General features: G+C 62.5%; 22 protein-coding genes. 11 read left to right on the forward strand and 11 right to left on the reverse strand.

Features of this window, described 5'->3' with window-relative positions; genetic code table 11:
- The first annotated feature begins 7 nt into the window (after positions 1 to 7).
- The 3 genes from BVH03_RS19020 (at position 8) to BVH03_RS19030 (ending at position 4,472) form a co-directional block, all read left to right on the forward strand.
- On the forward strand, positions 8 to 1,420 hold the full coding sequence (locus BVH03_RS19020; protein ID WP_075962642.1) for a diguanylate cyclase: 1,413 nt from the start codon (positions 8 to 10) through the stop codon (positions 1,418 to 1,420).
- A gap of 64 nt (positions 1,421 to 1,484) precedes the next feature.
- Positions 1,485 to 1,730, forward strand: coding sequence for a hypothetical protein (locus BVH03_RS19025; protein WP_075962643.1), 246 nt, complete (start codon positions 1,485 to 1,487; stop codon positions 1,728 to 1,730).
- 108 nt (positions 1,731 to 1,838) lie between these two features.
- Positions 1,839 to 4,472, forward strand: a complete 2,634-nt coding sequence (locus BVH03_RS19030; protein ID WP_075962644.1) for a DEAD/DEAH box helicase — start codon at positions 1,839 to 1,841, stop codon at positions 4,470 to 4,472.
- Positions 4,473 to 4,743: 271 nt separating this feature from the next.
- Here BVH03_RS19030 and BVH03_RS19035 read toward each other — a convergent pair whose 3' ends face one another.
- Positions 4,744 to 5,217, reverse strand: coding sequence for a phosphate-starvation-inducible protein PsiE (locus BVH03_RS19035; protein WP_075962645.1), 474 nt, complete (start codon positions 5,215 to 5,217; stop codon positions 4,744 to 4,746).
- A 278-nt stretch (positions 5,218 to 5,495) separates the two neighbouring features.
- Here BVH03_RS19035 and BVH03_RS19040 point away from each other — a divergent pair, with 278 nt between their 5' ends.
- The 5 genes from BVH03_RS19040 to gcvT all read left to right on the forward strand — a co-directional run bounded on the left by BVH03_RS19040 (position 5,496) and on the right by gcvT (position 11,400).
- Entirely contained in the window at positions 5,496 to 5,759 is a 264-nt protein-coding gene (locus BVH03_RS19040; protein ID WP_075962646.1) for a YebG family protein, read from the forward strand.
- Between the two features lie 94 nt (positions 5,760 to 5,853).
- The gene (locus tag BVH03_RS19045) at positions 5,854 to 6,657 is read left to right on the forward strand and encodes a SirB1 family protein (protein WP_075962647.1); all 804 of its coding nucleotides are present in this window, start codon (positions 5,854 to 5,856) and stop codon (positions 6,655 to 6,657) included.
- Between the two features lie 278 nt (positions 6,658 to 6,935).
- The gene (gene gcvH / locus BVH03_RS19050; RefSeq protein WP_075962648.1) at positions 6,936 to 7,319 is read left to right on the forward strand and encodes a glycine cleavage system protein GcvH; all 384 of its coding nucleotides are present in this window, start codon (positions 6,936 to 6,938) and stop codon (positions 7,317 to 7,319) included.
- A gap of 9 nt (positions 7,320 to 7,328) precedes the next feature.
- Positions 7,329 to 10,181 carry an aminomethyl-transferring glycine dehydrogenase gene (gene gcvP / locus BVH03_RS19055; RefSeq protein ID WP_075962649.1) on the forward strand — a complete coding sequence of 951 codons (2,853 nt, stop codon included), beginning with the start codon at positions 7,329 to 7,331 and terminating at the stop codon, positions 10,179 to 10,181.
- A 97-nt stretch (positions 10,182 to 10,278) separates the two neighbouring features.
- Positions 10,279 to 11,400: a glycine cleavage system aminomethyltransferase GcvT gene (gcvT, locus tag BVH03_RS19060; protein WP_075962650.1), complete on the forward strand. Its 1,122-nt coding sequence runs from the start codon at positions 10,279 to 10,281 to the stop codon at positions 11,398 to 11,400.
- A gap of 37 nt (positions 11,401 to 11,437) precedes the next feature.
- Here the strand turns inward: gcvT and BVH03_RS19065 are convergent, their stop codons facing one another.
- Positions 11,438 to 11,794 carry a 5-carboxymethyl-2-hydroxymuconate Delta-isomerase gene (locus tag BVH03_RS19065; RefSeq protein WP_075962651.1) on the reverse strand — a complete coding sequence of 119 codons (357 nt, stop codon included), beginning with the start codon at positions 11,792 to 11,794 and terminating at the stop codon, positions 11,438 to 11,440.
- 532 nt (positions 11,795 to 12,326) lie between these two features.
- Between BVH03_RS19065 and BVH03_RS19070 the strand changes: the two genes are divergently transcribed.
- The gene (locus BVH03_RS19070; RefSeq protein ID WP_075962652.1) at positions 12,327 to 13,595 is read left to right on the forward strand and encodes an OprD family porin; all 1,269 of its coding nucleotides are present in this window, start codon (positions 12,327 to 12,329) and stop codon (positions 13,593 to 13,595) included.
- Between the two features lie 146 nt (positions 13,596 to 13,741).
- Positions 13,742 to 14,680 carry a class I SAM-dependent methyltransferase gene (locus tag BVH03_RS19075; RefSeq protein ID WP_075962653.1) on the forward strand — a complete coding sequence of 313 codons (939 nt, stop codon included), beginning with the start codon at positions 13,742 to 13,744 and terminating at the stop codon, positions 14,678 to 14,680.
- Here BVH03_RS19075 and BVH03_RS19080 read toward each other — a convergent pair.
- From BVH03_RS19080 to BVH03_RS19115, 8 genes are all read right to left on the reverse strand, one after another.
- A complete protein-coding gene (locus BVH03_RS19080) occupies positions 14,667 to 15,053 on the reverse strand; it encodes a 3-phosphoshikimate 1-carboxyvinyltransferase (protein ID WP_256574756.1) in 387 nt (128 codons plus the stop codon). The two genes, BVH03_RS19075 and BVH03_RS19080, sit on opposite strands and share 14 nt — an antisense overlap.
- Positions 15,054 to 15,151: 98 nt before the next feature.
- Complete coding sequence (gene cyoE / locus BVH03_RS19085) at positions 15,152 to 16,096, reverse strand: heme o synthase (protein ID WP_218189553.1); 945 nt, start codon at positions 16,094 to 16,096, stop codon at positions 15,152 to 15,154.
- An 11-nt stretch (positions 16,097 to 16,107) separates the two neighbouring features.
- The gene (gene cyoD, locus BVH03_RS19090; protein WP_075962656.1) at positions 16,108 to 16,440 is read right to left on the reverse strand and encodes a cytochrome o ubiquinol oxidase subunit IV; all 333 of its coding nucleotides are present in this window, start codon (positions 16,438 to 16,440) and stop codon (positions 16,108 to 16,110) included.
- Entirely contained in the window at positions 16,440 to 17,063 is a 624-nt protein-coding gene (gene cyoC / locus BVH03_RS19095) for a cytochrome o ubiquinol oxidase subunit III (RefSeq protein ID WP_075931742.1), read from the reverse strand. Before cyoC ends, cyoD begins: the two co-directional genes overlap by 1 nt.
- A 3-nt stretch (positions 17,064 to 17,066) precedes the next feature.
- The gene (gene cyoB / locus BVH03_RS19100; RefSeq protein ID WP_075962657.1) at positions 17,067 to 19,040 is read right to left on the reverse strand and encodes a cytochrome o ubiquinol oxidase subunit I; all 1,974 of its coding nucleotides are present in this window, start codon (positions 19,038 to 19,040) and stop codon (positions 17,067 to 17,069) included.
- Positions 19,041 to 19,043: 3 nt separating this feature from the next.
- Positions 19,044 to 19,940, reverse strand: a complete 897-nt coding sequence (gene cyoA / locus BVH03_RS19105) for a ubiquinol oxidase subunit II (protein ID WP_075931744.1) — start codon at positions 19,938 to 19,940, stop codon at positions 19,044 to 19,046.
- Positions 19,941 to 20,391: 451 nt separating this feature from the next.
- The gene (locus tag BVH03_RS19110) at positions 20,392 to 21,003 is read right to left on the reverse strand and encodes a DUF6436 domain-containing protein (protein ID WP_075962658.1); all 612 of its coding nucleotides are present in this window, start codon (positions 21,001 to 21,003) and stop codon (positions 20,392 to 20,394) included.
- Positions 21,003 to 21,305, reverse strand: coding sequence for a hypothetical protein (locus BVH03_RS19115; protein ID WP_075962659.1), 303 nt, complete (start codon positions 21,303 to 21,305; stop codon positions 21,003 to 21,005). Before BVH03_RS19115 ends, BVH03_RS19110 begins: the two co-directional genes overlap by 1 nt.
- Positions 21,306 to 21,737: 432 nt before the next feature.
- Here BVH03_RS19115 and BVH03_RS19120 point away from each other — a divergent pair, with 432 nt between their 5' ends.
- On the forward strand, positions 21,738 to 22,349 hold the full coding sequence (locus BVH03_RS19120) for a Yip1 family protein (RefSeq protein WP_075962660.1): 612 nt from the start codon (positions 21,738 to 21,740) through the stop codon (positions 22,347 to 22,349).
- Positions 22,350 to 22,411: 62 nt separating this feature from the next.
- Here the strand turns inward: BVH03_RS19120 and BVH03_RS19125 are convergent, their stop codons facing one another.
- Complete coding sequence (locus BVH03_RS19125; RefSeq protein WP_075962661.1) at positions 22,412 to 23,752, reverse strand: glutamine synthetase family protein; 1,341 nt, start codon at positions 23,750 to 23,752, stop codon at positions 22,412 to 22,414.
- Between the last annotated feature and the right edge of the window lie 13 nt (positions 23,753 to 23,765).

Below are 23,765 nucleotides of genomic sequence, written 5' to 3' on the forward strand. Positions count from 1 at the left end.
AACCTCGATGAGAAGCAGCCGGCACATCAAGACCCAGGAGCGACGCATCATCGTGGTGCTGCTCGTGGCGTTGCTGAGCGTGCAGGTGGTGATCTACCTGGTCAGTACCCGCACCAACCGCAGCATCGTCGAGGAAACCATCAGCAGCAGCCTGCAGACCACCACTCAGGTGGTCGACGAACTGCTCGAACTGCGCCAGCGGCAACTGGCCCAGGGCGCTGCGGTGCTGGCCGCCGACTACGGCCTCAAGGAGGCCATCGCCACGGGCGAGCGCTCGACCATCGAATCCATGCTGGGCAATCACGGTAAGCGGCTGAAGGCCGACATCGCGCTGCTCAACACCCTCGACCGGCAGTTGATCGCCAGCGTACCGCGGGAGCTGCAGCAAGCCGATATCGCGCCGCTGCTCAAGGCGGCCGCGCAGTCCGCCAGACCCGACGCCCAGCCGGTCAGCCTGCTGCGCAGCCAGAGCGGCGTGCTCTATCAGCTCATCCACAGCGTGGTGAGCATGCCCACGCCCCAGGCCGAGCTGACGCTCGGTTTCGCCATCGATGACGAACTCGCCGAAGCCCTCAAGCAAGTCACCGACACCGATTTCGTGTTCCTGTCCCGGGGCCAGAATGGCGCCTGGCAATTGCACGGCAATACCTTGAGCAGCAGCTTCGAGCGCTTGCTGGGCAACCCGGCGGCGTTGGTCGACGGTGCCGAATGGACGCTGCAGGACGAGCGCGACGAATACCTGATGCATTCGGTGGCGCTGAGCAACTTCAACGCCCAGGAGGCCAGCGAAGTGCTACTGATCGCCGGCAAGTCGCTGAGCCAGAACATGGCCGCTTACGAGCGCATCGAACGCTTCCAGCGCTATCTGCTGCTGGCCAGCCTGGGGCTGTCGGCGCTGGTGGTGGTACTGATCGGCCGGCATCTGCTGCGACCGCTCAACACCCTGGCCCACCAGGACCCGCTGACCGAACTGCCGAACCGTCGCGTGTTCGACCACAGCGTCGCCAGCGCCTTGGCCAAGAGCCGTTCGGCGCCGCTGGCATTGATGATGATCGATCTGGACCACTTCAAGCAGATCAACGATCGCTACGGCCATGCTGCCGGCGACGAGGTACTCAAGGTGAGCGCCCGTCGACTGCGCGGCCTGTTGCGCAGTATCGACATGCCGGCGCGCCTGGGCGGCGACGAATTCGCCGCCCTACTGCCCGGTCTCGACAGGGCTGCGGCCATTCGCCTGGGCCAGCGCATCGAGGACGAGCTGAGCGAGCCTATCGCCTTCAGTGGGCAGAGTTTGCAGGTGGGCATCAGCATCGGTATCGCCATCGCGCCGGAGGACGGCAGTACCGCCAGCGAACTGCTGCGCATGGCCGACACCGAGATGTATGCCGACAAGGCGCAGCGCGAAAGCAATCCGGTCTGAAAGGTCGAACGTCCGCACCAGGATGCCGGTCGCTACTCAGTCATTTCCAGTTTCCGGATACCTTATGGAGTACCTCGACTGGCTGCAATGGCCAGCCATGCTGATCACCGTCATCGCCGCCTGGCTGGTCGCTTCCAAGCAGCGCCGCCGCCGTAACCTGGGCTTCTGGGTATTTATGGCCAGCAACCTGCTGTGGATCGCCTGGGGCCTCTACAGCCACGCCTACGCGCTGATCGTGCTGCAACTGTGCCTGGGGGCGATGAACATTCGCGGTGCCATCAAGACCGAGACGCCAGCCGAACGCGCCTGAGCGGTCGCGGTGCTGCCATTCAAGGGCGAGCTGTGAGACCATCGGCGGCTTGCCATCGTTTTCCAACAGCCATGCCAAACCTCGCCCTGATGCCAGAGAGCCCGCCCGATGCCTGACATCCTGCACCTGCAGCAGGCCGACTGGCGCGGCGACTTCGACGAAGGCGCGCTGCGCCGCGGCCAGGACTACGCCACCCGTGGGTTGAGCCGTCTGCTGAGCCTCAAGGGTCACAGCCTGCTCGCCAGTTGCCTGGGCAGCGGCGAGCGCCCTTACCAGCAGCGCATTACCCTGCACGCCTACGGCAAGGGCTGGAGCGTGACCGGCCATTGCAGCTGCCCGGTAGGCTTCAATTGCAAGCATGTGGTGGCCGCCCTGCTCACCCTCGAGGCACGGCAGCGTGCTGGCGATGACCTGGGTACCTTGATCGTCACCGAAAAACCGGTGGACGAAACCGTGCTGGACGACGTGCAGCCGCAGCCGATCCTGACCCTGGGCAGCCACGTGCGCGTGCATTTCGATGCGCGCAAGGGACGCATGCTGGAACAGACCCAGCACCGTGCCGCCCTGGCCTTCGACTACCAGGGCCACAGCGCGGTGGGTAAAACGGCCAAGGATCTGCTGGTACGCCTGGGGCCCAATCGCCAGTTGCGCATCACCCGCGACACGGCCAGGGAAGCCGAGCTACGGCGTCGCCTGGAAGCCGCCGGCCTGCGCATCGCCCTGAGGCAGAGCGAAGCCCTGGCCCAGCACCCTGGCGAGCACTTCGAACTGCAGGGCGATGCTGCCTGGCTGAGTTTCATGCAGCAGCAGGTACCGGCGCTACGCGCCGAAGGCTGGCGCGTCGAGATCCAGCCCGACTTCCAGTACAACCTGGCCGAGATCGACGACTGGTACGCCGATGTCGACGAGCTGCCCGAACAGGGCTGGTTCGATCTGGAGCTGGGCATCGAGGTGGAAGGCCAGCGCATCAGCCTGCTGCCGGTGTTGCTGCAGGCCATCCGCCGCTCGCCCTGGCTGCTTTCCGGTGACGTCCTGGCGCAGCGCCAGGACGAAGAATTGCTGCTGGTCAGCCTGCCCCACAGCCAGCGCCGCGTGGCCCTGCCCTACGCACGCCTGAAACCCTTGCTGGCCGCACTGGGCGAGCTGTTCATCAGCAATGCCGACGAGATTGGCACGCGCGTACGCCTGGCGCGTGCCGATGCCGCGCGCCTGAATGCCCTGCAGCAGGGGCCGGCGCTGATCTGGCACGGCGGTATCGAGCTGCGCGAGTTCGCCAGGCGCCTGCAGCACACCAGCCAACAGGCGGTGAGCGCGCCCGACGACCTGGCCGCGCAGCTGCGCCCCTATCAACTTCAGGGGCTGGGCTGGATGCAGGCGCTGCGGGAGCTGGAGGTTGGCGGCGTGCTGGCCGACGACATGGGCCTGGGCAAGACCTTGCAGACCTTGGCGCACATTCTCCTGGAGAAGCAGAACGGTCGCCTGCAGCAGCCGGCGCTGATCGTCATGCCCACCAGCCTGATCCCCAATTGGCAGGACGAGGCCGCGCGTTTCGCGCCGACCCTCAAGGTGCTGGCCCTGCACGGCAGCAAACGGCGTAGCCAGTTCAAGCTGATCGCCGAGCACGATATAGTGCTCACCACCTATGCGCTGCTGCCGCGCGACCTCAAGACGCTCATCGCCCAACGCTTCCACCTGCTGATTCTCGATGAGGCCCAGAGCATCAAGAATCCGCGCAGCAAGGCCGCCCTCGCCGCCGGCCAGATCAACGCCCGACAACGCCTGTGCCTGAGCGGCACGCCGCTGGAAAACAACCTGGGCGAGCTGTGGTCGCTGTTCAACTTCCTGATGCCGGGCTGGCTCGGTGACGCCAAGCGCTTCACCCGCGACTATCGCACTCCCATCGAGAAGCACGGCAGCGAGCAGCGTCTGGCGCACCTGCGCGGGCGGATCAAACCGTTCGTGTTGCGCCGCAAGAAGGAACAGGTCGCCCGCGAGCTGCCGCCCAAGACCGAAATCACCCAGTGGGTGGAACTGACGCCCGCCCAGCGCGACCGCTACGAGATCTTGCGCCTGGCCATGGATCGCAAGGTGCGCGAGGAGATCACCCGCCAAGGCTTGGCCCGCAGCCAGATCGTGATCCTCGAGGCGCTGCTGCGCCTGCGCCAGGTGTGCTGCGACCTGCGCCTGCTCGACGAGGCACCAGCCGAACTGACCAGCAGCGACTCCGGCAAGCTCAGCAGCCTCCTGGACATGCTCGAAGCACTGATCGGCGAAGGCCGCCGCGTGCTGCTGTTCTCCCAGTTCACCTCGATGCTGGCACTGATAGAAAGCGAGCTGCAGACGCGCAACATCGGCTACGCCAAACTGACCGGCAGCACCCGTGACCGGCGCACGCCCGTGGAACAGTTCCAGGCCGGACAGTTTCCGGTCTTCCTGATCAGCCTCAAGGCCGGTGGCGCAGGCCTGAACCTGACCGCCGCCGATACCGTGATCCACTTCGACCCCTGGTGGAACCCGGCAGCCGAGGCCCAGGCCAGCGATCGCGCCTATCGCATCGGCCAGGACAAGCCGGTGTTCGTCTACAAGCTGATCGCCCGCGGCAGCGTGGAAGAAAAGATCCAGCACTTGCAGCAGGCCAAGGCCAACCTGGCCCACGGCCTGCTCGAAGAAGGCGGCAGCCAGAGCAGCTGGCAGCTCAGTGAAGACGACCTGCAGGCGCTGTTCGCGCCACTGGCTGATTAGGGCCTGTTAACACTTCCGCACGACCGCGCCGGAGCCCGTTTTGCCGCAAGGCAAGGCACGAGCCGCGAAGTTTAGCGGGCTAAATGAGCCGGCGAGAAACGCCGCATTGCGGCAAAACGGGCCCGGCCCTTCGGGTTGCGCGAGAAATCTCGCCATGCGTTGTTGGAGGACTTGGCAAGGGAACAACCATTCCCTGCGTCCTCCGCCTAGCCTGGCAAGATTTTTCGCAGTAACGCGGCTTGCGCGGCAGTGTTAACAGGCCCTACCACCCTTAACGCTCGGAATAGTTGTCGCCCACCACCTCGCCGGTGGAATCGATGGCCTTGCTGGACGGGAACCTGTAGGACGCGAAACGCACTGCCAGCACCGACAGCGCCAGGAAGAAGATGCCGCCGCACAGGTACAGCAGGCCGATGTCCGGCGCCTTGTGGTGGGATACGTCGCCAATCAGGTAGCGGGTCAGCGCAGTGATGGCGATGTATAGCAAAAAGCGGATCGGCAGGTGGTTGGTCTTGAAATAGATGCCGACCATCGCTCCCAGCTCCAGGTAGATGAACAGCAGCAGGATGTCATCCACGCTGGCACTGCCCTTTTCCACCATGCCGATAAACGCGGCGACCGACGCCCAGGCGGTCGCCGCGCCGATGGCGAACAGCCCCAGATAATGAAAACCTTCGACGAACAGATTACCGATCGAATTCGCGCCCCTGTGCATCCGCTTGCGGCTATCGTCCACCCACTTCATGGCATTCCCCTTTCCGATTGATGCAGCCTGGCGCCGTGATCATGACGCGCCCGCATGACATTCCCATGCAGGAACGAGACCAGCAAGCCGGCTGCGATGGCATACAGAAGCCTGCCGAGGCGGACAAGGCACATGGACCCGGGTGATCGCGACCGGATGTCGCGCACGGTCGGCATCTCAGGTTTACGCTGTTCAAACGCAGCACAGTTGATTATGCTTGCCGAAACTGTATGCATGAACAGTATTTTTGATTATCAGCGAAGGCGTAGAGGTGATGAATGGCCGTCGAAGTGGTGTACCGCAGCAGTCGCGACCCGGAGCGTTTGTTTATGGATAAGGCCGAAGCAGATCGTCATGACAAGATGCTGGAGCTGGCCGAACTGCTCAGCGATGTATTGCGCAACGCGGTACCGTCGCTCAGCGAGGATCAGGGCGAGGAGCTGGGTATCTACATGGCCAGAAATCGCGATGTATTCGCCAAGGCGTTCAAGAACCAGCCCGATGCCCTCGGCGAACTGAGCACCCAGGCTGAAGCGGAGTGACCGCCCCGCACGCCCATTAATATCTCTTCGCTCTTTCGGGCTGGACGGCCGACGCGCGCGCAGTTACAACAGGCTCATCCTCCGGGAGGTGACCATGAACGCGCGCGATCACTGCCTTGCCTGTCTGAACGGCGAACAGCCGGCGCTGTTCGAAGCCGCGCTCTGGGTCGCTGCCGAGCACGACTTCTCGGTACAGCCCGAGCAGGTCATGCACGAGCTTGAGAACCTCAGGCATCAGGTCAGTGCCCGCCTGCCCAACTTCCCGCCCCAGGAATTGGCGCAACCCTTGTTGCGGCACCTCAGTGATCTGCATTTTCATGACGATGACGACAGCCCGTTGCGCCCGCAAGCCGCGCTGCTGCACAAGGTGCTGCAGCGACGCCGCGGCCAGCCGCTGAGCATCGCGCTGATCGCCCTGGAGCTGGCACGTCGGCTGCAAATTCCGCTGCAGGGCGTCAGCTTTCCCGGCTACTTTCTACTGCGCGTGCCTGGCGCCGATCACCTGCTCGACCCCTGCGGCGGGCGGCGTCTTTATACCCGCGATTGCCGAGAACTGCTGGTGCGCTACCTTGGCCCCCATGCGCAATTGAGCGCCGAACACATGCTGAGCTGCGACGCCCGCAGCATGATCGTGCGCTTGTCGCGCAATCTTCGTCACCTGCACGCCCAGGCCGAGGATTACCTGAGCGCACTGAAGGACGCCGAACGCGTGCTGCAACTGGCGCCGCCCAACGTCAATGACCACCTCGCCAGGGCCGATCTATACGGGCATCTGGAGTGCTCCCATGCCGAGCGCTTCGACATACAGCGCGCCCTGCTGTTGTGCGAAGACCCTGCACTTCGTTTGAAACTCGGTGAGCGCCTGCGCCAATCCAGCGCACAGCCGGCCCTTCATTGAGGCCGCTTGCTGGCCTCGGTCATCCGTATTGATTTAAATACACCGTATCCAATACGACACACTCGTAGCCGAAGGCGACACATGGGGGCCCGCTAGGCATTAGCGCCCTCGGCACGCAATATCCGTATCGAAATCAATACAAACCCGAGGAATCTTAATCTTAACTTAGATTAAATTATTGATTTTATTGGATATTTTTATATGGCATCGAGTTTGCAAGTTGGCTCCCGATAATCACGCCCACCCAGATGGGCACTACGGCCAATGAGGGAGCCCCCATGAGCGAATTGCGTTTCACCGTCGAGCACGAATGGCTGCGCCAGGAGGCCGATGGCCTGGTCACCGTAGGGATCACCGCCTACGCTCAAGATGCACTGGGCGATGTGGTGTTCGTGCAGCTGCCCGAGCTGCGGGCCTATGCCGTCGGTGCCGAGGTGGCGGTGCTGGAGTCCGTGAAGGCTGCCAGCAACATCGGCATGCCACTCGATGGTGAAGTGGTCGAAGTGAACCCGGATCTCGAGGCCAGCCCCGAGCTGGTCAACGCCGAGCCGTTGGGCCAGGGCTGGTTCTTCCGCTTCCGCCCGGCCGATGCCAGCGCCCTGGCCGGCCTGCTCGACCAGGACGCCTACGAGCGCCTGCTCAACGCCAAAGCCGACGCTTGAGAGAAAGCCATGACTGATCTGAACACCCGCAACGAATTCATCGCCCGCCATATCGGCCCCCGCGATCAAGACACCGCCGCGATGCTGGAAACCCTGGGTTACAGCGACCTGGAAGCACTGACCGCCAGCGTCATTCCGGGCAGCATCAAGGGCACCAGCGTACTGCCAGCCGGCGACGGCCAGAGCGAAGCCGATGCCCTGGCCGCCATCAAGGCCATCGCCGCCAAGAACAAGCTGTTTCGCAACTACATTGGCCAGGGTTACTACGCCACCCACACGCCCTCGCCAATCCTGCGCAACCTGCTGGAAAACCCGGCCTGGTACACCGCCTACACGCCTTACCAGCCGGAAATATCCCAGGGCCGCCTGGAGTCGCTGCTCAACTTCCAGACCCTGATCAGCGACCTCACCGGCCTGCCGATCGCCAACGCTTCGCTGCTCGACGAAGGCACCGCCGCCGCCGAGGCCATGACCTTCTGCAAGCGCCTGTCGAAGAACAAGGCCGCCAACGCCTTCTTCGCCTCCCAGCATTGCCACCCGCAGACCCTCGACGTGCTGCGCACCCGTGCAGAGCCATTGGGCATCGAGGTGGTGGTCGGCGACGAAGCGGCCATTGACGATGCCAGCGCCTTCTTCGGCGCCCTGCTGCAATACCCGGCGAGCAATGGCGACATCTTCGATTACCGCGAAGTGGTCGAGCGCTTCCACGCGGCCAATGCGCTGGTGGCGGTTGCCGCCGACTTGCTGGCCCTGACCCTGCTGCAGGCACCGGGCGAGTTTGACGCCGACGTGGCCTTGGGCAGCGCCCAGCGCTTCGGCGTGCCACTGGGCTTCGGTGGGCCCCATGCGGCCTACTTCGCCACCCGTGATGCGTTCAAGCGCGACATGCCGGGTCGCCTGGTCGGCATGTCGGTAGACCGCTTCGGCAACCCGGCCCTGCGCCTGGCCATGCAGACCCGCGAACAGCACATCCGTCGCGAGAAGGCCACCAGCAACATCTGCACCGCCCAGGTGCTGCTCGCCAATATCGCCGCCATGTACGCCGTGTACCACGGCCCACAGGGGTTGACGCGAATTGCCCAGCGCGTCCACCAGCTGACCGTGATTTTCGCCCGCGGCGTGCAGAGCTTCGGCCTTGCTGTCGAACAGCAGGCGTTTTTCGATACCGTCACCTTGCGTACCGGCGCGCAGACCGCAGCGCTGCACAGCAAAGCCCGCGCCGCCGGCATCAACCTGCGTGAAGTGGATGCCGAACGCCTCGGCCTGTCGTTCGACGAAACCACTACCCAGGCGGATATCGAGCAACTCTGGTCGCTGCTCGCAGACGGTAAGCCGACGCCGGACTTCGCTGCGTTGGCTACTCAGGCCGACAACGGCCTGCCCGCCGGGCAACTGCGTCAGTCGGCGATTCTCGAGCACCCGGTGTTCAATCGCTACCACTCGGAAACCGAGCTGATGCGCTACCTGCGCAAGCTCGCCGACAAGGACCTGGCGCTGGATCGCAGCATGATTCCGCTGGGCTCCTGCACCATGAAGTTGAACGCAGCCAGCGAGATGATCCCCGTCACCTGGGCCGAGTTCGGCAACCTGCACCCCTTCGCCCCCGCCGAGCAGAGCGCCGGTTATCAGCAACTGACCGACGAACTGGAAGCCATGCTCTGCGCCGCCACCGGCTACGACGCCGTGTCGCTGCAGCCCAACGCCGGCTCCCAGGGTGAATACGCCGGTTTGCTGGCGATTCGCGCCTATCACCACAGCCGCGGCGACGACAAGCGCGACATCTGCCTGATCCCGCAATCGGCCCACGGCACCAACCCGGCCACCGCCCACATGGCCGGCATGCGCGTGGTGGTGACGGCCTGCGACGCCCGCGGCAACGTCGACATCGAGGATCTGCGCGCCAAGGCCGAGCAGCATCGTGATCAGTTGGCCGCGATCATGATCACCTACCCGTCCACCCACGGCGTGTTCGAGGAAGGCATCCGCGAGATCTGCGCCATCGTCCACGACAACGGCGGCCAGGTGTACATCGACGGCGCCAACATGAACGCCATGGTCGGCCTCTGCGCACCGGGCAAATTCGGCGGCGACGTTTCGCACCTGAACCTGCACAAGACCTTCTGCATTCCCCACGGTGGCGGCGGCCCCGGCGTCGGCCCGATCGGCGTGAAGGCCCACCTGGCGCCGTTCCTGCCCGGCCATGGCCGCATGGCCCGCAAGGAAGGTGCAGTCAGCGCCGCGCCGTTCGGCAGCGCCAGCATCCTGCCGATCACCTGGATGTACATCCGCATGATGGGCGGTACCGGCCTGCGCCTGGCGTCGCAGATGGCGATCCTCAACGCCAACTACATCGCTCGCCGCCTGGAAGAGCACTACCCGGTACTGTACAGCGGCGAAGGCGGCCTGGTGGCCCACGAGTGCATCCTCGACCTGCGCCCGCTGAAGGACAGCAGCGGCATCAGCGTCGACGACGTGGCCAAGCGCCTGATCGACTTCGGCTTCCATGCTCCGACCATGTCCTTCCCGGTGGCTGGTACGCTGATGATCGAGCCGACCGAGAGCGAGTCCAAGCAGGAGCTGGATCGTTTCTGCGACGCCATGATCGCCATCCGCGAGGAAATTCGCGCGGTCGAGCGCGGCCAGCTGAACGCCGACGACAACCCGCTGAAGAATGCCCCGCACACCGCCGCCGAACTGGTGGGTGAATGGACGCATCCGTACAGCCGTGAACAGGCGGTCTACCCGACCCGCAGCCTGATCGATGGCAAGTACTGGCCGCCCGTGGGTCGCATCGACAACGTGTTCGGCGACCGCAACCTGGTCTGCGCCTGCCCGCCCATCGAAGCCTATCAGGACGCCTGATCGCGCTCCGGCTGCCGGCTCGCCCGGCAGCCGCCTCCTCTTTCACGACGCCCGCGCGCTTGCGCGGGCCGCTCACAGCCTCTTACAGGAGAGCGCCATGACCACTGAAATCCTGGCGAAAACCCCGCTCCATGCCCTGCACCTGGAACTGGGTGCACGCATGGTGCCGTTCGCCGGTTACGAGATGCCGGTGCAGTACCCGCTCGGCGTGATGAAGGAACACCTGCATACCCGTGAAGCCGCCGGCCTGTTCGACGTTTCGCACATGGGCCAGATCATCCTGCGTGGCGCCGGTGCGGCCGCGGCACTGGAAAGCCTGGTGCCGGTGGATATCGTCGACCTGCCCGTGGGCATGCAGCGCTACGCCATGTTCACCGATGAAAACGGCGGCATCCTCGATGACCTGATGGTCGCCAACCTGGGCGATGACACCTTGTTTCTGGTGGTCAACGCCGCCTGCAAGCATCAGGACCTGATGCACCTGCAGCAGCGCATCGCCAACCAATGCCAGATCGAGTCGCGCTTCGAGCGTGCCCTGCTCGCCCTGCAAGGCCCCAAGGCGGTCGAGGTGCTGACCCGCCTGGCGCCGGAAGTTGCCAAGATGACCTTCATGCAGTTCAAGCCCGTGCGCCTGCTCGGCGTCGATTGCTATGTGAGCCGCTCCGGCTACACCGGCGAGGATGGTTTCGAGATTTCCGTACCCGCCAGTCACGCCGAAGCACTGGCGCGCAGCCTGCTGGCCGAGCCGGAAGTGCAGCCCATCGGCCTTGGCGCCCGTGACTCCCTGCGCCTGGAAGCCGGCCTGTGCCTGTATGGGCACGACATGAGCGCCGACACCACGCCCATCGAAGCCAGCCTGCTGTGGGCCATTTCCAAGGCACGCCGCGCCGACGGCGCTCGCCCCGGCGGCTTTCCGGGCGCAGAACGACTCTTCGCCCAGCAGCGCGATGGCGTCGCTCGCAAGCGCGTGGGCCTGCTGCCCCAGGAGCGTACCCCGGTACGCGAAGGTGCCGAGCTGGTGAACGCCGAGGGCGAAGTCATCGGCCTGGTATGCAGTGGCGGCTTCGGCCCGAGCCTGGGTGCTCCATTGGCCATGGGTTACGTGCCGAGTAGCCATGTCGCCGTGGACAGCGAGGTCTGGGCCCTGGTGCGCGGCAAGCGTGTCGCCATGAAGGTCGCCAAGACACCATTCGTGGCCCAGCGCTACTACCGCGGTTAAGCCATGCGGGGCGGCAATCCCTGCCGCCCTTTTACGCTCAGCCAGCGTCCAGGCAGCTGCGGCGGTTGCTGAACGCTTCGCGGCGCATGTCGCGTACATCTACCGACAGGCTTTGAACCGCCGGCAGGCATTCCAGCAGCGCACGCACGATGGCCATGGACAGCGCTTTCTTCTGCTCGTCGGTACGACCGGCCAGCAGATAGACGATCACGTGCACGAAATCCTCCTCGCTACCGCCAACCGTGAAGTGATCGTAAAGGCTTAGTCGCACCTTCACCTCGCCCTCCTTGAACAATCCGCTGCCCATGGCGGCCGCGTGAACCCTGGTTACCAATTCGCTACCGCTCACGTTTTGCAGCAGGGAGCGGGAACCTTCGATCAGGCAATGTGGCATGTCGCTTCTCTTGTTTTGATGTCGTCATCAGTTATCGCATAACATTGTTCCACTGACGAGGGCGTCTGTAGATCATCCGAGCAGCGACGTGGAAAAACCTTCCAGAGCGTGCCGCTATAACCTGAAAGCCTCTTTCCACAAGGCTTTTGCTATAGGTAGCAAGTATCGGCCGGGCTCAGATGGAAATATCAGGTGATCTTTTCATCGGCTTGCGTTGACAAGCCGATTGGGAGCTGTCGATAATCGCCGCCAATGTTGTATGACAACAAAGCCTTATAAAAACAAAAAAGGTCGCATCATGAAGCCAGCCTCACGTCACCTGCATACCGTCTTCCGGGCACCCGCGCCCGATCCGTCGCATTCATCTCGATACCTGCGCGCCACTTATTCGCCGATGGCTAGGGCCTGAGGCAGAGTCCTGCGCCATGGCGCAGGTCTGCGCCCTGTAAGGGGCATTCCACACCGACCTCACGGCATGTCGATCAGCGATCGGCAGAGGGCGGGCTGTTCAAAAATCGGGAGCACAACAACAATGACCGCACGCAAAATCATCTCGCTGGGCCTGATCGGCGCCGGAACCATGGCCCTGGCCGTGCCGTTCGCCGCCCATGCCGAAGGCTTCGTGGACGATGCCAAGGTGTCGCTGAACCTGCGTAACTACTACTTCAACCGTAACTACCTCAACGGTACCGACCCGGTGATCAATGGCGAGCGCCAAGGCCAGGCAGAGGGCTGGACGCAGAGCTTCATTCTCGATGCTCGCTCCGGCTACACCGCCGGCACCGTGGGCTTCGGCATCGATGTGCTGGGCCTCTACTCGGTCAAGCTGGACGGCAATGCCAACACCAGCAACAGCGGCCTGCTGCCAGAGCATGGCCCCGCTGGCAATCGCAATGTCCCTGACGACTTCGGCCGTACCGCGGTAGCCGCCAAGGCCAAGATCTCCAAGACCGAACTCAAGGTCGGCGAGTGGTTCGCCGTGCTGCCGATCCTGCGTGCCGACGACGGTCGCTCGCTGCCCCAGACCTTCCAGGGTGCGCAGATCACTTCCGCTGAAATCGATGGCCTGACGCTGTTCGGCGGCCAGTTCTGGAAGAACAGCCAGCGCAACGACGCCAGCCGTGAAGACATGTCCTACAACGGCATTTCCGGTGACGACTTCAACTTCGGCGGCGGCGAATTCAAGTTCAACGGCAACAACACCCTGATCGGCCTGTGGCACGCTCGCCTGGAAGACATCTACAAGCAGAGCTACCTGCAGCTGACGCACAGCCAGCCGGTTGGCGACTGGGTACTGGGCGCCAACCTCGGTTATGTCACCGGCAAGGACGAGGGATCGGCCAAAGCCGGCGATCTGAACAACAAGGTCTATCAGGCCGCTCTGTCCGCCAAGCACGGCAACAATACGTTCCTCGTGGGCTATCAGCGCATGGGTGGCGATACCAAGTTCATGCGCGTGGACGGTGCCAGTGGCGGAACGCTGGTCAACGATGGTTTCACCACCAGCTTCGACAGCCCTGAAGAGCGCTCTTGGCAGGTTCGTCACGACTACAACTTCGCAGGCGTGGGCATCCCCGGGCTGGTGCTGATGAACCGCTACATGAGCGGCTCGAACATCCATACCGCTGGCCGCAGCGACGCCGAGGAATGGGCGCGCGAATCCGAGCTGGCCTACACCGTGCAGGATGGCACCTTCAAGAACCTGAGCATCCGCTGGCGTAACTCCAGCGTCCGCCGTGACGTCGGCCAGGACGCCAGTGAAAACCGCCTGATCTTCAACTACCCGTTGTCGATCCTGTAACAGCTACATCACATCGCTGACTCCAGTGGCATAGTTGGCCCGTCCTCGTGACGGGCTTTTTTATGGGCCACGAAACGGCCCTCCCCATGAGTCACCGACAGCTTTGCTTTACACTGCCGCGCCCCGCCTGCCGATAACTGCGCATCATGAACGCCAGCCACCTCGCCCTGCTCCGCCAACATCTGAGTGACGCCCTGCTCAACCCGCCAAGGGAAACGCGCCGCCTGTTCCACGGGCGCGGTCGCTGCTGGGAGGGGCTGGAGCACATCACGGTCGACTGGCTGCAAGGCATCGTGCTGGTGTGCCTGTTTCGCGAACCCCAGGCCGATCAGTTGCAAGCCCTGCAGGCCATGCTGCGGCAGTTGAGCGAATCGGATCAGTGGCGCGGCAGCGGCGCCCACAGCCTGCTGCTGCAGCAGCGCTATCTGCTCGATAGCCCGATGCAGTGCCTGGTCGGCGAGTTGCCGGACGAGTGGGTCATCGAGGAAGACGGCCTGCGCTTTCTGCTCGACCTGGGCCGCAAACAGAACACCGGCCTGTTTCTCGACATGCGCCTGGGAAGGCGCTGGATGCGCGAACAGGCCAAAGGCCAGCGGGTACTCAACCTGTTCGCCTACACCTGTGGCTTCTCGGTGGCCGCGCTTGCCGGCGGTGCCGAGCACGTGGTCAACCTGGACATGGCCAAGGCCGCGCTGAGCCGCGGCCGCGACAACCACCGCCTCAACGAGCACGATCTGAGCCGGGTGAGTTTTCTCGGCCACGAGCTGTTCAAGTCATGGGGCAAGGTCAAGCGCCACGGCCCGTACGACCTGATCATCATCGACCCGCCCTCGTTCCAGAAAGGCAGCTTCGCCCTGACCCGCGACTACGGGAAGATTCTGCGCAGGCTTCCCGAACTGCTCAGCGCCGAAGGCTGCGTGCTGGCGTGCGTCAACGACCCGGATACCGCCAGTGACTTCCTGATCGCCAGTATGGCCAGCGAAGCACCCGAGCTGCGCTTCGAGCGGCGCCTGGACAACCCGCCGGAATTCCCCGATGCCAATCCCGAAGGCGGGCTCAAGGTCTTGCTGTTCAGGCGCGGTTGAACCAGTCCCATAGCCCCAGGGAGAAGCCGGAGAACAGGTTGATGCCCAGTGCCGACTTGATCAGGTAGAGGAACAGCAGGCCGAGCGCCAGGGAAATCATCAGGAACAGACTGACCCCCAGCGCCTTGGCGGTCAGCGACAGCTCCTGTTGGGCGCGACTGAGATCGCGCTTGTTGCGACCGGCCAAGAACACGAAATAGTAGCGCCAGCGCCACAGCTTGAGCGTGCCGCGCAGGTCTACCGGGTGGCGGCCCCACTGCCGTGCACCAAAGGCCACCTTGAGCGCGGCGAGCTGCTCGGTGGTGAAGGAATCCTTGAGATCCTCGGGTAGGCGATCCTTGAGGCCGGTGATGAAGGCGTCTTGCTCGTTCACGTCATATCTCCAAATCGCTAGAAGCCTCATAGCCCCCACAACGAAAACGGGCCCCGTCATCAGTGATGACGGGGCCCGCTCGATTCGCTCGTCAAGGCTCAGCGCGAGGCAAATGCCGCACAGAAACCACTGACGTTATCGCCACCGCAGATGTGATTGACCGAGGTCATCAGCATCTGGCTCGGCGTGGCCTGGAAGTCCACCGACATCATCACGCTCAGGGCGGTGATGGTGACGATGGAGAACACGAACAGCTTGCGTGCCCAGACCTTGTCATCGACGGCCTTGTAACCCGACACCCCCATCCACAACCAGTAGGCGCCGCTGACTGCCGCTACCACGAAGTAGCTGTAGCCGGCGTAACCGCTGATGGTCAGCATCAGCGTGGCGACCAGGAACGCGGCGATGTACAGGACGATGCTGCGCTTGGCAGCAGGAACGCCCTTGATCACCGGCAACACCGGAATGTTGGCGGCCTGGTAGTCATTGAAGCGGAAGATGGCGATAGCGTACGAGTGGGGCATCTGCCAGAGGCTGAAGATCAGCAGCAGAATCGCTGCCCCCATGTCGAACTCGTTGCTTACAGCGCAATAGCCCACAACGGGTGGAGCGGCGCCCGACAGACTGCCAACCAGGGTTCCATAAACCGAATTACGCTTGAGGTACAGGCTGTACAGCCCGACGTAGACGACGAAGCCCATCAGGACCAAGGCGACTGCAAGCAGATTCGTGGCTTTATAGAGCAAGGCAACGCCTGCAATCCCGAGGATGCAGGCGTAAACGATGGCATGAGTCGGCGGAACCAGGCCTTTTACCAGCACCCTGTTCTTGGTCCGCTCCATCTTTTCATCGATGTCCCTATCGATGTAGTTGTTGAACACGCAACCGGAAGCAATCACCAGAGCGACGCCGAGTGCTGTTGCCAAGAACAGCATCAGGTCGATATCCCCCTTCGAAGCCAGGAAGAAGCCACCGGCCACGGAAATCATGTTCCCGAAGACGATGCCCGGCTTGGTCAGGAGCAGGTATTGCTTGAACATCAGGCTGCTCTCTTTTAATTGGCCATCATGTAGTAGTGCATGCTCCAGATGATCCAGATGGAGAGCGCTACGACGATGATGGTGATCAGGAGGGTGAACACGAAGGCAACCGTGTTCCAACGCTGCTCGGACGAGGTGTTCATGTGCAGGAAGTACACCAGGTGCACGTAGATCTGCACGACCGCGAACGCGACGATGGTGAACAACGTGGCCGCTTTCGACATGACGGGGTTCATCACGATCGCGAACGGGATCACGGTGAGGATTACCGACAGCACGAAGCCGACGACGTAATCCTTGGTGCTGCCATGGCTCTCGCCAGCGACAGAGTGGTGATCATGAGCCATTACAGAGCCCCCATCAGGTAAACAACGGTAAACACGCAGATCCAGACCACGTCGAGGAAGTGCCAGAACAGGCTGAGGCAGCTCAGGCGAGTCTGGGTGACCGGAGTCAGGCCACGGCTGGCGACCTGGTGCATCATCACGGCCATCCACACCAGGCCGGCACTGACGTGCAGACCGTGGGTGCCGACGAGGGTGAAGAACGCGGACCAGTAGGCGCTGACCTGCGGCGCGGCACCTTCGTGGATCAGGTGGTGGAACTCGTACAGCTCGATCGAGATGAACACCACACCGAACAGGAAGGTCGCGGCAAGCCAGGACAGCACTTTGCCCTTGTCGCCACGGTACATGGCCAGCATGGCCATGCCGTAGGTGATACTGGAGAACAGCAGGGCGAAGGTTTCGACCAGAACCAGCTTCAGGTCGATCAGATCCTTCGGAGTAGGACCGCCGGCGTACGCGGTGCTGAGCACCGCGAAGCCTGCGAAGATACTCGCGAACAGGATGCAGTCGGTCATCAGGTAAATCCAGAACCCGAAGACCTTCATTTCACCCGCGTCGTGGTGATGCTCGTGCTCATGATCATCGTCATGAGCGGCGTGGTTGCTCAAAACTTCACTGGACATGGTTTACGCCTGATTAGCCTTTGCTTGAATGTGTGCCTTTTCGATGCGCTCGATCTCGTCGGGCTGCACGTAGTAGTCGACATCCGTGTTGTAGCTGTTACGGATCAGGACCAGGAACGTACCGACGAAGCTCACCGCAGCCAGCCACCAGATGTGCCAGATCAGGGCGAAACCGAAGGCGAGAGCGCCAATGGACATGATCAGGCCAACACCGGTGTTCTTCGGCATGTGGATCGGCGAGTACTTGCTCGGCGCCGGCTGGAGGCCGTCACGCTTCTGCTCGTGGAACTCGTCGATACGATCACCACGCGGGGTGACGGCGAAGTTGTAGAACGGAGGCGGCGAGGAAGTCGACCACTCCAGGGTGCGAGCATCCCATGGGTCGCCAGTCACGTCGGCCAGTTCCTTGCGCTTGATGATCGATACAGCGAACTGGATCAGGGTGCACAGGATACCGATACCGATCATCACGGCGCCGACCACGGCCACGTACAGCCACGGTTCCCACTCGGGGTTGGTGGTGCTGTTCAGACGACGGGTCATGCCCATGAAGCCCAGTACGTACAGCGGCATGAAGGCGAAGTAGAAGCCGACGATCCAGAACCAGAAGGACGCCTTGCCCCAACCTTCGTGCAGCTTGAAGCCGAACGCTTTCGGGAACCAGAAGGTGATACCGGCCATGTAGCCGAATACCGCACCGCCGATGATCACGTTGTGGAAGTGGGCGATCAGGAACAGGCTGTTGTGCAGCAGGAAGTCAGCACCCGGAACGGCCAGCAGTACGCCGGTCATACCACCGATGGAGAAGGTGATGATGAAGCCCAGGGTCCACAGGATCGGCGAAGTGAACTCCAGACGACCGCGGTACATGGTGAACAGCCAGGTGAAGATCTTCACACCGGTCGGAATGGCGATGATCATCGTCGCGATACCGAAGAAGGCGTTGACGCTGGCGCCAGAGCCCATGGTGAAGAAGTGGTGCAGCCATACCACGAACGACAGGACGGTGATCGCCACGGTAGCCCAGACCATCGAGGCGTAACCGAACAGACGCTTGCGAGCGAATACCGCAGTGACTTCGGAGAACACGCCGAAGGCCGGCAGGATCAGGATGTACACCTCAGGGTGGCCCCAGGCCCACAGGAGGTTGACGTACATCATCGGGTTGCCACCTGCTTCGTTGGTGAAGAAGTGGAAATCCAGGTAACGGTCCAGAGTCAGCATGCCGAGTACGGCAGTCAGGATCGGGAACGCGCCGCAGATGATCACGCTGGTGCACAGGATGGTCCAGGTGAAGATCGGCATTTTCATCAGGGTCATGCCAGGGGCACGCATCTTGATGATGGTCACGAAGAAGTTGACACCAGTGAGCAGCGTACCGATACCGGATATCTGCAGCGCCCATATGTAGTAGTCGACCCCGACCCCCGGACTGTACTCGATGCCCGACAATGGCGGATACGCGACCCAGCCGGTCATGGCGAACTCACCCACGAACAGGGAGATGTTGGTCAGCAGCACGCCAACCACGAACAGCCAGAAGCTCAGGGAGTTGAGGAACGGGAAGGCAACGTCGCGCGCACCGATCTGCAGCGGCGTGACGATGTTCATCAGACCGACCACCAGTGGCATGGCCACGAAGAAGATCATGATCGTACCGTGAGCGGTGAAGATCTGATCGTAGTGGTGCGGTGGCAGATAGCCTTCGGAGCCACCCGTGGCGATCGCCAGCTGGGTACGCATCATGATCGCGTCAGCGAAGCCACGCAGCAGCATGACCAGGGCGACGAGAATGTACATCACGCCGATTTTCTTGTGGTCGACCGAAGTCAGCCATTCGGTCCACAGGTAGCCCCACTTCTTGAAGTAGGTCAGGGCACCCATTACCCCGAGACCACCCAGCACGACGGCAATCATCGTGACGACGAGGATGGGCTCGTGCAGGGGTATTGCATCTAGTGTCAGCTTTCCGAACATCGTTTATTCCTCCGCACCTGAAGCGTGCGCGGCTTCGCTCACAGGGTTGCTCTTGTAATCGATGTACTGGCCGAGGATCTGCCGGAACAGACCTGGCTGAGCATTGAAGTACTCGACTGGGTTGTTTTCACTCGGTTTGGCGAGCATCTGGTAGCTGCCGTTGAAGTCCAGCGTGTTAGGCGACTGCTTGACCTTGGCCACCCACTGCTCGAACTCTTCCTGGCTGGTGGCATGGGTCTGGAACTTCATGCCAGAGAAACCATGGCCGCTGTAGTTGCCCGAGACGCCGAAGAACTCGCCCGGCTCGTTGGCAATCAGGTGCAGCTGGGTGCGCATGCCGCCCATGGCGTAGACCATGCCGCCGAGTTGCGGGATGAAGAAGGTGTTCATCACGGTCTGCGAAGTGATCTGGAAGCTGATCGGCGTATTGGCCGGGATGTACAGTTCATTGACCGAAGCGATGCCTTGCTCCGGGTAGATGAACAGCCATTTCCAGTCCAGAGAAACCACTTCGACGGTCAGCGGCTTGTTCTCGTGCTCGATGGGCTTGTAGGGGTCGAGCGAGTGGGTGGTCTTCCAGGTGATCACCGCCAGCACGATGATGATCACGCAAGGGACGCCCCAGACGATGGCCTCGATCTTGTGCGAGTGAGCCCACTCAGGCGCGTAGGTCGCGTCCTTGTTCGAGGAGCGGTAGCGCCAGGCGAACAGAATGGTCATGAAAATGACGGGTACCACCACGATCAGCATCAGCAGAGTGGCGGTAATGATCAGGTTGCGCTGCTCGATGCCGATTTGGCCTTTCGAATCGAAAAGAACCCAGTCGCAGCCACTCAGGGAGACGGCCACGACAATCGTCAGAAGCGTGCGGAACAAGCGGTGGTACTTCTCTTCTCTCATTTCACGACCTTCAGCAAAGTGATATCCCACATAGCGTTCTGTTCAGCCTGATGCCCGATACCGCAAGGCATGCAGGAAAACGATGCGCCGAGGCACCGAAATCGTTTCAGCTTCGAAACTACTAAACGGAGGGGGCGACATTTTCGGTTACGCGGCCAAAAAAACCAACCGCATAACGACGATGGGCCCACAAATAGTCGGGGTGTATTGCTCGCCCCGGCCTGCCCCGACCCAGCCAACCCAGCCGCTACCCTGCAGCTGGTGACAGCTCGCTCAACTCGCAAAGCCCCACCTGACCGCAGCTGTAGCCCGAGAGCGAAGGATCGCTCGCAGGCAGAGCGCGAATCACCGGGAGCGTTGCGACTCATAATAGTGGCTCATATCCGCGCAGCTGCGCGGCAATATGTCGCACAGCAATAGCCTCAAAGACCTCATGGATTACCGCGGTGAATCAGCGCCCCTTGTCCGCTTGCCAGTCACAGTAGCAGCCCACCGCCATGGTGTTGGCGGCCGAGACGCTGCGGTTGGCCGACAGCGCGTCGAGAATCGGCTCGACGAAGCTGTTCGAGGAGTTGCATACCAACCCCTCGCTATAGGGACCGGCATAGGCCAGGTTGCCTTTCTGATCCCAAATGGCGATAGCCGGGCTGGCCGGAATCGACTCGATGCCCTCGATCGATTCCAGCTCCGTCAGTTTGCCTCGCAAGAACGGCAGCATTTCGCCGGTACTGCCCGGCTTCTGCACGCTGTAGAACTCGACGCCGGAATAACGATAGAGACCGATCAGGTAATTGAGGTGCGCGTCGGTTTCCTTGTGGCATGGGCACTGCGGGTCCCAGAAATGTACCACGCGAATCTTGCCCGGCCCGGCCAGTTCGTCAGGCAGCTTGAGGCCGCCGCCCTGGAAGAACACCGCCTGCTGCTCCTGGTCGCCGAACGGCCGCAGGTAAGACACCCCGAAGCGGCTCCACGCCCAGGCGGCCGTGGCTACCACGATGACCAGCACCAGCAGGCAGAGGATCAGCAGAAAGCGCTTGGACGGCGCGGCCTGTTCCTGGCTCATCACTGGGGATCCCGGTCGTACTTGATGCGGAACTGTTTCTCCATCTCCTTGCAGCTGTCGGTGGCGAAGGCACGCGACGTGGGCGTGGCGGACGGATCGTTGGCCTTGACCCAGCAGGCCTGGATGGCGCGCTGCTCGTTGGCCTGTACGTCGGCGGTCTGTTCACGGGTGATGGCGAAGATGATGATGCCGAATACCAGGACGATGAAGCCGAGCCCCAGCAGGGTTAGCCATAGACAACCGCCGCGCTTGCCGTCGTCCGGTTGCTCGAGGGATCGATTAAGTGCCTTGTCGTCGCTCATGTTCTGGCCCTGCCTGAGAGGGTGCGCAACATAGCACTTTTACCCCACCCGAGGCAGGGGCCAAAGAGCACACAAAAAATCTAGGGATATACGCCCTGCCCTCCCCCGCCGCCCCTCCAGAAGCCGTAGCTGCTGGGCGCTGCATGGCAGCGGTAGGCGTTTTTCCGACCGCGCTGGACATACCCGGTTACGAGCCCTGGCAGCCTTCTCACGAACACCGCTGCAGCCCGTCAGCCGCGGCACGGGGCGGCACGCTGGCAACCATGAAAAGGCCGCGCGCGCGCCGGCGGCGAATTTCTGGTCAAACCTATTGCGGTGAACTTCACTCATACCTGTGAGGGCTGAATTGAATGGCACTTGCCGCACAATCCAGGCTGATCAGCTCTCGGGTATCTCATGCCGGCGCGATGCTGGAGCCAGAGGAGAAGAGTCATGATCAATCACATTTGGGGGCTGCTGGCCAATCCGGGCCGCGAGTGGCGCAACATCGACCGGGAAAAGGAAAGCATCACCAACCTTTATGCTCGTCACGTTCTGCTGATGGCGCTCATCCCCGTCGTCAGCGCTTTCATCGGTACTACCCAGATCGGCTGGCACCTGGGCGGCGAAGCCTACAAGGTCGCGGTGCCGACGGCCGCGGCGCTGGGCATCGTGTTCTACATCCTGATGCTGATCGGGGTGGCCATCATGGGTAACGTCATCCACTGGATGTCCGACTCCTTCGCCAGCCGCCCTAGCCGTCGCCGCTGCATCGTCTTCGCCGGTTACGTGGCCACGCCGCTGTTCATCGCCGGTATCGCCCTGCTCTATCCGAAGGCCTGGCTGCTGCTGGTCGTCGGCCTCGTTGCGCTGGCCTACAGTGCGCGTCTGCTTTACGTGGGCATGCCGGCCTTCCTGCGCATCCCGGTCAACGAGGGGCTGACCATCTCAGGCGGTACGCTGGCCATCGGCGTGCTGGTGCTGGAGTTGCTGCTGGCGCTGACCGTCGCGCTGTGGGGCCTGGGCTTCAACGACTATGCGGTGAGCTGGTCGCTGTTCCGCTGATCCTGCACAGCATGGAGAAAACCCGCCTTTTGGCGGGTTTTCCATTTGGTGCGCAAAGATAGTCAAAGAAACCAACGGTACTCACGGGCGTTGATGTGCTCCATGAACGCCAGGTGATCCTGGCGCTTGTTTTCGCAATAGACCATCACGAACTCCTCGCCCAGCCCGGCATTGAGCGCCGGGTGGTGGCGCATCTGCGCCACGGCACCGAGCATGTCCATGGGAAAGTCGATGCCGCTCTGGCGATTCTCGTTCAGCGGGGCGATGGGTTCGGCGCGCTGTTGCAGGCCATCGTCCATGGCTGCCAGGATCGCTGCCAGCACCAGGTACGGGTTGGCATCGGCGCCGGCCAGGCGATGCTCGATGCGCAGGTTACTGGCGTCGGAGTCGGGAATTCGCACGCAGGCATCGCGATCTTCGAATCCCCAGCTGGCGCGGCTGGCGGCGTTCACTCGCGAACCGTAGCGGCGATAGGCATTGTGATGCGGTGCGAAAATCGGCATGCAGTGCGGCAGCCAGTCCAGGCAACCGGCCACGGCGTGACGAAGCGGCTTGCCGCCGTCCGATGCCAGCAGATTGTTGCCCTGTTCATCGTACAGGCTGACGTGCACGTGCATGCCACTGCCCGGCGCATCCAGGTAAGGCTTGCTCATGAAGCTCGCCCGGTGACCGTGCTTGAGCGCCACGCCGCGGGTCAAACGGCTGAACAGTGCCGCCCAGTCGGCCGCCTGCAGGCCGTCCTTGCAGTGACCAAAGTTGATCTCGAACTGTCCTGGACCGATCTCCGCGGTGATCACGTTGGCGTCGATGCCCTGCTCATTGGCCACATCGACGATCTCGTGCAGCACCGGGGAGAACCGCGACAAACGCTCGATATGCAGGTTGGGCTGGTCGTCCTCGTCGTCGCACAAGGGGTCGCGGGGGAATTGCGGCAAACCGTCATTCAGCGCCCGGTCGAACAGATAGAACTCCAGCTCGAAGGCCACCACCGGATGAATGCCCTTGGCCGCCAGGCGCGCCAGCACGCGGGCCAGCACCTCCCGGGGCTCGAATTCGATGGGCGATTCGGTGCCATCCGAGCTGATCAGCATCTGCCCCAGTGGCTGCTGCTCCCACCGCACGGGTTTCAGCGTGCCGGGAATCAGCCGCCGCGTGGCATCCGGATCACCATCATTGAAGCAATAGTCGCCGATCTCGTGCAGACCGCCCTGGGCACCCAGCAACACGCAGTTTTGCGGCAGCTTGAGCAGGCTGCCAGCGGCGACCTTCTCCAGCATATCGATGGGGTAGCGCTTACCGTAGAAATGCCCGGGGATGTCCAGACAGATCAGGTCGACATAACGCACGTCGGGGTGAGCGGCGCGAAAGGCGCGGACTTCGTCGGACAGGCTGGTGAAGGTCATGTGTGTTTTCCCG

The organism is Pseudomonas sp. PA15(2017) (assembly GCF_001945395.1).
In the GTDB taxonomy this organism is placed as follows: domain Bacteria; phylum Pseudomonadota; class Gammaproteobacteria; order Pseudomonadales; family Pseudomonadaceae; genus Aquipseudomonas.